This is a genomic window from Martelella sp. AMO21009 (assembly GCF_053484295.1).
The window spans coordinates 36515-47312 of the sequence record NZ_JBAKFR010000032.1; the positions used below are offsets into that span (position 1 = coordinate 36515).

The 10798-nt window shown below is 63.9% G+C and carries 7 protein-coding genes; 3 read left to right on the forward strand and 4 right to left on the reverse strand.

From position 1 onward, the window contains the following. Window positions 1-53: 53 nt before the first annotated feature. Together V6766_RS21810 and V6766_RS21815 are read left to right on the forward strand one after the other, a co-directional pair. Window positions 54-1517 carry a D-alanyl-D-alanine carboxypeptidase gene (locus tag V6766_RS21810; RefSeq protein WP_448470143.1) on the forward strand — a complete coding sequence of 488 codons (1464 nt, stop codon included), beginning with the start codon at window positions 54-56 and terminating at the stop codon, window positions 1515-1517. Window positions 1518-1739: 222 nt separating this feature from the next. Further along, complete coding sequence (locus tag V6766_RS21815; protein WP_448427368.1) at window positions 1740-2006, forward strand: hypothetical protein; 267 nt, start codon at window positions 1740-1742, stop codon at window positions 2004-2006. Between the two features lie 80 nt (window positions 2007-2086). Here V6766_RS21815 and V6766_RS21820 read toward each other — a convergent pair whose 3' ends face one another. From V6766_RS21820 to V6766_RS21835, 4 genes are all read right to left on the reverse strand, one after another. Next, the gene (locus V6766_RS21820; RefSeq protein WP_230722459.1) at window positions 2087-2737 is read right to left on the reverse strand and encodes an OmpA family protein; all 651 of its coding nucleotides are present in this window, start codon (window positions 2735-2737) and stop codon (window positions 2087-2089) included. Between the two features lie 133 nt (window positions 2738-2870). Continuing rightward, window positions 2871-3476, reverse strand: coding sequence for an OmpA family protein (locus V6766_RS21825; protein ID WP_448470145.1), 606 nt, complete (start codon window positions 3474-3476; stop codon window positions 2871-2873). A 207-nt stretch (window positions 3477-3683) separates the two neighbouring features. Beyond that, complete coding sequence (locus tag V6766_RS21830) at window positions 3684-6830, reverse strand: efflux RND transporter permease subunit (protein ID WP_448470147.1); 3147 nt, start codon at window positions 6828-6830, stop codon at window positions 3684-3686. Beyond that, window positions 6827-7939, reverse strand: coding sequence for an efflux RND transporter periplasmic adaptor subunit (locus V6766_RS21835; RefSeq protein WP_448470149.1), 1113 nt, complete (start codon window positions 7937-7939; stop codon window positions 6827-6829). The genes V6766_RS21830 and V6766_RS21835 overlap by 4 nt, the downstream gene beginning before the upstream one ends. A gap of 218 nt (window positions 7940-8157) precedes the next feature. Between V6766_RS21835 and V6766_RS21840 the strand changes: the two genes are divergently transcribed. Continuing rightward, complete coding sequence (locus V6766_RS21840) at window positions 8158-10593, forward strand: ATP-dependent helicase (protein ID WP_448470151.1); 2436 nt, start codon at window positions 8158-8160, stop codon at window positions 10591-10593. Window positions 10594-10798 lie beyond the last annotated feature (205 nt).

The following is a 10798-nucleotide window of genomic DNA, read 5'->3' on the forward strand; positions in this document are numbered from 1 at the left end:
GCCACGGAACCGCCAGCAAACATCAACCGCCAGAATTCGCAAGAGTTTTTCGTATGCAGAGACAGGCAACAAGCCGATTCCCCAAGAGCCGGTTTTCAGCGGCCGCGATCCTTCTCGCGGCCTTCACGATTCTGCTGACCGGGTTTGTCCCAGCGCGCGCCGACAGCAATGACGCAGCCATCGTCATCGACGTCAACACCGGCAAGGTGCTTTACGGCGAAAACCCCGATGCGCCGCGCTATCCGGCCTCGCTGACCAAGATGATGACGCTTTACCTGACCTTCGAGGCGCTGGACGACGGCCGCATCACGCTCGATACCCGGGTGCCGTTCTCCAAGAACGCAGCCGCCGAGCCGCCGACCAAGCTCGGCATCGGCGCCGGCAATTCGATCAGCGTCGAGACGGCGATCTATGCGCTGGTGACCCGCTCCGCCAATGACGTGGCGACCGCGCTCGGCGAATTCCTCGGCGGTTCGGAAACCAATTTCACCAAGATGATGACCAACAAGGCGCATGCGCTGGGCATGACGAAGACGACCTACCGCAATGCCCACGGCCTGCCGAACAGCGCGCAAAAGACCACGGCGCGCGACCAGGCCCGCCTCGGCATCGCGTTGCGCCAGCATTTTCCGCAGTACTATAAATATTTCGGCACCCGCAGCTTCAAATACGGCAAGACCACGATCGGCAACCACAACCATCTGCTCGGCAACGTCAAGGGTGTCGACGGCATCAAGACCGGCTACACCAATGCTTCGGGCTTCAACATCGCGACCTCGGCCATTTCCGGCAATCGTTCGATCGTCGCCGTCGTCATGGGCGGCGCGACATCGGCCAGCCGCGACAAGTGGGCAACCCGGCTGATCACCACCTACCTGCCCAAGGCCTCCAATGGCCGCAAGCAGTTCGTGATCGCCCGCACCAAGAGCAGCGGCGGCCCGATCGTCGCAGCCGCCATGGTGTTCCCGAAGACCGGCCCGATCCCCTATGCGCGCCCCACGAGCCAGACCGGCGGCGTCGCGCTCGCCTATGCCAACGACAACACGGCCGCTGCAACCCCGGCAGCGCTCTCCGGACCCCAGGCCGACCTGATCGCCAATGTTCCGGTGCCGAGCGCGCGCCGTGCGCCCGACAATGACGATGGTCTGAGCGTCGAGGACATTCTCGAAACCGCCGACGGCGTGGCCGATGCGGTGGGCGAGGCGATCGTTCCGGCCGCCGAGGCGTCCGAGCCCGATACGTCAATCAAGACCGGTTCGGTGCGCGCGTCGCGCGGCTGGGTGGTTCAGGTCGGCACCGCCGCCACGCCCGAGGCCGCGAGGGCCCTTCTCGCCAACACCAAGGGCAAGGCCGGCGGCGCGCTCGACAGCACCGAGCCCTTCGCGCTCGCCTACAATACCGGCGGCCAGTCGGTCTACCGCGCCCGCTTCGGCGGCTTCTCCGATCAGGAGGAAGCCGTGCGCGCCTGCCGGGCGCTGAAGCAGAACGGCGTGAGCTGCTGGGCAAGCCTCCAGTAGACGCTATGAATTGACGGCACATTTCTGCTGTTTAGAACAATAAAACGCCGGCCCCGTTAACGGGCCGGCGTTTTTCGTAAAGGCTTTTGAAAGGTTTCCGCCTTAATCTCGAGAGTAAGGTTTTGGAAAGCAAGAACAGCGAAAGTTCGAATAGCCGCACCTCGCCCCAACGCGCTCCAAACCGCCGGTAAATCCTTGAGTGTCTTGCGTATGAGGATAGACGTGACCAGGAAACAGCGTTTCGGAATGATGTCAGGCCAATCTCTCCCCCTCGATCGCCGCGGCGGCCTCAACCCGCTGCAGGAAGCCGCCCAGAAACTCGCCGACTACGCGCGTTTCCAGGGGCGCTACAAGGCCCGCGAACTGGTCGGCCTGCTGTCCAGCCAGAGCGAACGCGCCGCCCGCTCGATCGCGCCCGCGGTGAAGATCCATATCTATATCGCCGACGATGCGACCGGCAGGATGCCCGTCAATCTCAGGCTGCGGTAAAACAAAAAGGCCGCGCAGGGCGCGACCTCTTTTCACGAAGTACGATACGAAAAAGGCGGCCCCGCGGCCGCCTTTTGCCGTTACATCTTGACGGCGGAGATCTGCACCTCGACGCGGCGGTTCTGGGCGCGGCCTTCCGGCGTCGCATTGGAGGCGACGGGGTTGGACGGGCCGAAGCCGACGGCGGAAATGCGGTTGCCGCCAACGCCGGACCGGATCAGGTAATTCGCCACGCTGTTGGCGCGCTCCTGAGATAGACGCTGGTTATACTCGAGCGAGCCGGTCGAATCGGTGTAGCCGTTAACGTTGACCGCGGTGCGGTCATATTTGCGCAGCACGGTCGAAACGGCGTTCAGCGTCGAGTAGAAATTCGGCAGGATCGAGTACTCATCCGTCGGGAAGGTGACGTTGCCCGGCATGATCAGCGTCAGCATGTCGCCGTTGCGGACCACGGAAACGCCGGTGCCGGCGAGCGCCTGGCGGAACTCCCGCTCCTGATTGTCCATATAGGCGCCGATGCCGCCGCCGGCGATTGCGCCGAGCGCGCCGCCGATCGCAGCCCCCTTGGCGTCGCCGCCCACGGCAAGGCCCGCCAGCGCGCCAAGCGCGCCGCCGGCTAGCGCGCCGGTTCCTGTGTTGTTGTTGACGGTCTGGCCCGAATACGGGTCGGTCGTCGTGCAGCCGGCAAGAAAGGCAAGGCCTACGGCTGCGATGGTGATCTTCTTCAGCATGGTGTCCCTCAGAGTTGAAAGCTTCGCCAACGTTGAAGCCGTTTCTTTGCGGCAATCATATGGCGCGAATGTGCGGCTTCTCGGGGGCAATCCCACAATCAGCCGCACCTGTTGTCAAGATAGCGCAGCCGGCTCAATTGGCCATAGGGGCTGCCGTCACGGGTGCGGCGGCCGTGGCGCCCGCTGCTGCCGGCGGCGCGATCCGGATTTCGACGCGGCGGTTCTGGGCGCGGCCATCTGCGGTATCGTTGCTCGCCACCGGATCGGCCTTGCCGTAACCGACCGGCAGGATGCGCTGCGGGCTGACGCCGCGCTGGATAATGGCCCCGGCGACCGCATTGGCGCGCTGCTGCGACAGCTTCAGATTATAGGCGTCCGAGCCGGTGGAATCGGTATAGCCGTTCACGTCAATATCGGTGGCGCTGTACTTGCGCAGCAGCGCGGCGATGGTATCGAGCGCCGGCGTGAATTCGGGAACGATATCGTATTTGTCGGTCTCGAAGGTAATCGAGGACGGGAAGACCAGTGCGATATATTTCGGCGTGCGCACGATCGTCACGCCGGTATCCTTGAGCTGATCGCGGAATGCCTGCTCCTGGCTGTCCATGTAGGCGCCCGGGTCGGACACGGAAATATTGGTCACCGACACTTCCTGCGGCGCGACGTCTTCGCCGCCGGTCGACGCGCATCCGGCAAGCAGCAGTGAGCCCGAAAGAGCAATAGCGATGGTCCTGATCATGGTGTTCCCCTCTGTTCTCGAAATGCCGGTGCTTCCGGCCGGTCTCCATAACAACAGCATGGCGGATGATTCCGCAAGCAGCGCCTGACGATTTCCCGGCGGCGCTAGAGCGTCGGGCGAAAAAGTGGAATCCGGTTTTTCGTTAACCCGACGCGTCAAAATAAAGAATCTAGAGCATCGGGCAACGCCAATTAATCGCCCGATGCTCTAGTGATGCCCGAGCAATGTCGCGTCGTGCATTTCAGCGTTCAGACGGCGCTCCTCATCGACCTTCGGTTTCGAGAACCGGGCAAGGATCAGATAGGCCACCGGCGTGATGTAGAGCGTCACGATGGTGGCAAAGCCGAGCCCGCCGACAATCACCCAGCCAAGCGCGATGCGCGCCTCGGCGCCCGCACCCGACGCCAGCACCAGCGGGATGCCGCCGAGCACTGTCGAGATCATCGTCATCATCACCGGCCTCAGGCGCAGAAGCGTCGCATGCTCGATCGCGTCGCGCACGCCCTCGCCCCGGTCGCGCAGCTGGTTGGCGAACTCGACGATCAGAATGCCGTTCTTCGCCATTACCCCGATCAAGAGCACGAGCCCGATCTGGGAATAGATGTTGAGGCTGGTACCGGTCAGAAGCATCGCGATCACCGCGCAGCCGATGCCGAACGGCACGGTCGCCAGAATGATCAGCGCGCTCCATACGCTTTCGAACTGGGCGGCGAGCACCAGAAACACGATGATGATCGCGAAACCGAACACCATGGTCATGCCGGAAGCGTTCTCGTCGAGCGCGGCCGCCTCCGCCTGCGCCTCGACATGAGCGCCGGGGGGCAGAAGCGGCTCCGCGATCTCGACCAGCCGCTGATAGGCCTCGCCCAGCGCCACGCCCTCGCCAAGGCTGGACGACAGTGAAACCGAGGGCCGCTGGTTTTCGCGCTCCAGCGTCGGCGCAATCGATTTTTCCTCCAGCGTGGCGATGGTGGACAGCGGCACGATGCGGCCGTCACCGGCCTTCAGGAATATATTCCTGAGATCGGTCGGGTCATCGACCTTGCGGGTGTCGGAGCGAAGCTGCACGTCATAGGATTCGCCGTCGATGAACACCTCGCCGACCGAACGGCCGTCGAGCAGCGCCCTCAGCGCCTCCGACAATCCGGCGATATCGATGCCGAGGTCGTCGGCTCTGCGGCGGTCGAGGGTGAGCGCAAGCTGCGCCTGCGAGGCGTCATTGCTGAGCCGCGGGGCGGAAAACATCGGGTCGGCTTCCATCGCATCCACGATCTCAGCCGCCGCGACGGCGAGCTTCTCATGGGTGGAACCGACCAGCGCAACGCTGAGCCCGTTACCGCCGCCTCTGATATTGAGCGAGTTGGGCTGGAAGGCGAAGGCGCGCACCGCCGGAATCTGGCCGGCGGCCATGTTGACATCGCCGGCGACCGCGCTCTGCACCCGCTCGCGTTCGCTCCAGGGGGCGAGCGTCATCACCATGAAGCCGCTATTGGTATCGCTGCCGAAGCCCGAGATCGAGAAAACGCTTTCGATCTCGCCGCTGTCGATCAGCGGCTGCAGGCGCTCTTCCACCTGCTGGATGCGGTCGCGGGTATAATCGAGGCTGACGCCCTCCGGCGCCGACACCCGCATCATCAGCATCGAGCGGTCCTCGCTCGGCAGGAGTTCATTGGTGATGTTGGCATAGGCGAGATAGGCGCCGAACATCAAAAGCGCGCCGAAGGAAAGCACGACCAGCGGGGCGGACAGCGACCAGCGCAGCGTATGCGCATAGAAGCGGTTGAAGCCGTTGCCGAGCCGGGTAGCGAGCCCGGGCTTGCCCTCTTTGTGCTGGACCAGAATGCGCGAAGCCAGCATAGGGCATAGCGTCAGCGCCACGAAGGACGACAGCATCACCGCGAAGGCGAGCACGAAGCCGAATTCGCGGAACAGGCCGCCCGCCTGCCCCGGCAGGAAGGAGAGCGGCACGAACACGGCGGCAAGGGTGGCCGTGGTGGTGATCACCGCGAAGAAAACCTGTCGGGTGCCGAGAACGGCGGCCGCGCGCGGGCCCATGCCGAGCGCGCGCAGGCGCACGATGTTTTCCAGCACCACGATCGCGTCATCCACCACCATGCCGGTGGCAAGCACGATCGCGAGCAGGGTCAGGATATTGACCGAGAAGCCGGCGAGATAGATCGCGGCCAGCGTGCCGACGAGCGCCACCGGCAGCGTGATCGCCGGGATGATGGTCGCCCGCCAGTCACGCAGGAACAGGAAGATGATCGCCACCACGATCAGCGCGGCAAGCGTCAGCGAGCGGACCACTTCCTCGATCGAGCCCGAAATGAACACGGCGTCGTCGCTCGAAACCCGGATCGTGGTGCCTTCCGGCAGGTTTGGCCGGAGCTCTTCGATGACCCTGTGCACACCCTCCGATATTTCCAGCGTATTGGATTTGGCCTGGCGCACGATGCCGAGACCGATGCCCGGCTGGCCGTTGTAGCGCAGCGCCGTCGCCGCGGTATCCGGACCGAAGACGACGGTTGCTACATCGCCAAGGCGGACATTGTCGGCGACCTTCAGATCTGCAAACTCTTCCGGCGTGGTCAGGTCGGCCGTCGCGCGCACGCCGAGCGCCTGGGTGGTGCTGGTGAGCGAGCCGGCCGGCACGTCCCACGACATGTCTGAAAGCGCATTGGCGAGATCGGCAACCGTCAATCCGCGGCTGGCAAGTGCTGCCTGATTGATATCGATGCGGAAGATCTTTTCCCGGTCGCCATAGACCGCGACATCGGCCACGCCTTGCACGGCGGCAAGCCTGTCCTCGATATTGTCTTCGACATATTTGGTCAGGTCATCGATATCGAGCGTGGACGAGGTGACCGCCAGCCGCAAGATCGGCTGCGCATCCGAATCGGCCTTGACGATGCGCGGCTCGTCGGCGTCATCCGGCAATTGCCCCTCGACCCGGCCGACGGCATCGCGCACGTCCATCGAGGCGACATTGATATCGGTATCCTTGCTGAATTCCAGCGTGACCCGGCTCGATCCGGTCTGCGACTGCGACGACATCGACTGCAGCCCGGAAACGCGCGCGACCGCGCCCTCGATGACATCGGTGACCTCGCGGTCCACCGTTTCAGGCGAAGCACCGGAAAACGTGGTGCGCACGGTGATCACCGGCTGGTCGACATCCGGCAGTTCGCGCACCTCGACGCCGAAATAGGCGGCAAGGCCGGCGACCACGATCAGCGCGTTGAACACCAGCGCCATGATCGGCCGGCGCACGAAAATCGCGGTGAAGCCATGCTCGGTTGCGTGATCGACAGCGATCTCGTCACGCTTTTCGCCAGGCGGGGTTTCCGCGCTCATGACGACGCCTCCGCGTTCGCCTCACGCACCGCGCCGCCCTCGCGCAGGCGCTGGATACCCTCGATGATCACGGGGCCGCCCTCTTCCAGCGCGGCATCGACCAGCACCAGATCGGGGTCGCGCTGGATCACCCGGACGCGGACCTTGTGCGACGCGCCATCGACGATGCGCCAGACATAGGCGCCGTCCGAATCCCACTGGATCGCAAGCGGATCGACGCCGGGATATTCATCGCCGGAAAACCGCATGGTCACGTCAAAGGACATGCCCGCTCTCAGCGCATCGTTCTCATTATCGAGGCGTGCGCGCACGGTGAAGGTACGGCTTGCGGGATCGATCCGGTTGTCGACCGCCTCGACCACGCCTTCAAAGCGCTTCTGGGGGGCTGCGACCAGACTTGCCTCCACCGGCGCGCCCGGCGCCACGGCGGTGGCGAAGCGCTCCGGAACGTCGAAATCAACGAGGATCGCCGAACGGTCGTCAATGGTGACGATCTCCGACGAGGTGGTGACATAGTCGCCGACATTGACGCCGACGATGCCGGCGACGCCCGAAATCGGCGCGACGATCTGCCGGCGGGCAAGATTGAGTTCCGCCGTCTCGAGATCGAGCTTGGCGGATTTTTCGGCGATCTCGGCGTTGTAGACTTCGAGATTGGAGATCGAGGAGCTGATCTTGCGGTTGATCTCGGCCTGCCGGGCGGCGCTTTCGAGCGCGACCTCGGCCAGATTGCGCGCCAGAACCTGCTCGCGATCATCGAGCTGAACGATGACGTCGCCCTTCTCCACCCTGTCGCCGGAGGATATGCTGATCTCCGTGATCGTGCCGGCCTGTTCCGGCAGCAGCGTCACCGACTGGATTGCGGCACCGCTGCCGATCGCCGTGAGCTGATCATTGACCGTGCCGATCGTGACCGGCGCGGTGACCACCTGAACGGCGCCGCCGAAACCGCCGCCGCGGCCGCCGGACGGGGCGCTGGCCGTCTCGCTATTGCCGGCAATGCCCATCGAGGCCAGAAGCGCGCGACCATCCGGCGCGAACCAGAGCCAGGCCGCGGCCCCGACCGCCAGAACGCCGAGACTGATGGCAAGCTGATTATAAAGACGCATTCATGACCTCGGACTGACAACTTGGGCGGGATTCCTGTACCGAAGTATCGTTATCGCTTCCGCCTCCGCAAGTCGCCAGATCAAACCTCACCAAATTGTAATGTTACCTCCGCCTGGCGGCGCATAATCGATGGCCTGCATTGCCGGGGATGTGCTTTTTTTGTTCTCATTTCCCGCGCCGCCTTCACCTTTGCCATGCAAGCCACTAGATTGGCCTCATGAATCAAGGTGACGACAATATTCCGTTTTTCGACGAAGACGATGCGCCGCAGCCCGCAGCGCCCGCCCGCTCCGGCCTTGCCGCACGAGCGATGGCCGCGCGCCGCGCGCCGGATGCGCCCGATTATCTCTCCGGCCTCAACCCCGAGCAGCGCGACGCCGTGGAAACCACGGAAGGGCCGCTTCTGGTGCTTGCCGGGGCCGGCACCGGCAAGACCCGGGTTCTGACCACCCGCATCGCCCATATCCTGGCCTCGGGCAAGGCCTATCCCAGCCAGATCCTCGCCGTCACCTTCACCAACAAGGCCGCGCGCGAGATGAAGGAACGGATCGGCGCGCTGGTGGGCGGAGCGGTCGAGGGCATGCCCTGGCTCGGCACGTTTCACTCGATCGGCGTCAAGCTCCTGCGCCGCCACGCCGAGCTTGCCGGGCTGCGCTCCGACTTCACCATTCTCGATACCGATGACGTGCTCAGGCTGCTCAAGCAGTTGATCCAGGCCGAGGGGCTGGACGACAAGCGCTGGCCGGCGCGCCAGTTCGCCGGCATGATCGACAATTGGAAGAACAAGGGGCTGACGCCGAAGACGATTGCCGAGGGCGATGCCCGCGCCTTTGCCAATGGCCGCGGCCGCGAGCTCTATCAGGCCTATCAAGACCGACTGAAGACGCTCAACGCCTGCGATTTCGGCGATCTTCTGCTGCACCCGATCGAGCTGTTCCGTCAGCACCCGGACATTCTCAAGGAATACCACCGCCGCTTTCGCTACATTTTGGTGGACGAGTATCAGGACACCAACACGGCGCAATATATGTGGCTGCGGCTGCTCGCCCAGCGTCCGAGCGGTGAGGACGGTCCCATCAATATCTGCTGCGTCGGCGATGACGACCAGTCGATCTATGGCTGGCGCGGGGCGGAAGTCGACAATATCCTGCGCTTCGAGAAGGATTTCCGCGGCGCCAAGGTGATCCGGCTGGAGCGCAATTACCGCTCGACCGCGCATATTCTGGGCGCCGCCGGCAATCTGATCGCCCACAACGAAGGCCGTCTCGGCAAGACGCTGTTCACCGAGCGCACCGATCCCGACGACAGCAAGGTGCAGGTCCATGCCGCCTGGGATTCCGAAGAGGAAGCCCGCGCGATCGGCGAGGAGATCGAGCAGTACCAGAAGAAGGGCGAAGCGCTGAACGACATGGCGATCCTTGTGCGTGCCTCGTTCCAGATGCGCGAATTCGAGGACCGCTTCGTCACTCTCGGCCTCAATTACCGGGTCATCGGCGGACCGCGCTTTTACGAACGCCTCGAAATCCGCGACGCCATGGCGTTTTTCCGCCTGACCTGCCAGCCGGCCGACGATCTAGCGCTGGAGCGGATCATCAACACGCCGAAGCGCGGCCTTGGCGATGCCAGCGTCCGCAAGGTCCACGACTATGCCCGCGCCCGCAACATTCCGATGCTGGCGGCCGCGCGCGAGCTGATCGACACCGACGAGTTGAAGCCGAAGCCGCGCAAGGCGCTGTTCGACGTCGTCACCCAGTTCGATCGCTGGCAGGACCTTCTGGAAACCACGCCCCATACCGAGCTTGCCGAACAGATCCTCGACGAGAGCGGCTATACCGAGATGTGGCAGAACGACCGCTCGGCGGAAGCGCCGGGCCGGCTCGAAAACCTCAAGGAGCTGATCCGCTCCATGGAAGGGTTCGAGAGCATGCGCGGCTTCCTGGAGCATGTCTCGCTGGTGATGGATGCCGACAACAACGAAGACCTTGACGCCGTCTCGATCATGACGCTGCATTCGGCCAAGGGGCTGGAGTTCAAGACCGTGTTCCTGCCGGGCTGGGAGGAAGGTCTGTTTCCGCATCAGCGCGCGCTGGATGAAAGCGGCCGCGCCGGGCTGGAGGAAGAGCGCCGGCTCGCCTATGTCGGCATCACCCGCGCCAAACGCCACTGCCATATCTGGTTCGTGTCCAACCGCCGCATTCACGGGCTCTGGCAGTCGACCATGCCGTCGCGGTTTCTCGATGAACTGCCGGAGGACCATGTCGAGGTCGGCGAGACCGAGGTGTCCTATGGCGGTTACGGGCAATCCCGTTTCGACCGCGCCGAGCCGTTTTCCAACACCTATGCCACGCCCGGCTGGAAACGCGCCCAAGGCAACCGCTCCGACGCCACCCGCGACAACTGGGGCTCACGCTCCGGTCACGCGGTGGAGCGGATCGGCTACGGCGAAAGCGGGCCACGCGGACGCACCATCGAAGGCGAACTGGTGGCGCGCTCGACCGGCGAGGAGTCCTCCGCCTACGCCATCGGCGACCGCGTCTTCCACATGAAGTTCGGCAATGGCAACATCACCTCGATCGAAGGCAACAAGCTGACCATCGATTTCGACAAGGCCGGACGCAAGCGCGTGCTGGACGGGTTCGTGAAGCCGGTTTGAATGCCGGAAGACGGTAATCGGACTGCCGAAGGGTCCTCCGTCATGCTGCTCTCCGGCTTCCCTACTTGCATCCACGTTTCCCTGGGATTTTGTTTCCTTGATGGTCGTTCAGCCACCCACCTGCGTCATCCTCGGGCTTGACCCGAGGATCTAGAGCGTCGGGCGATTAGTCTGCAACGCATGCTGTTGATTTGAAGTAGTTCCA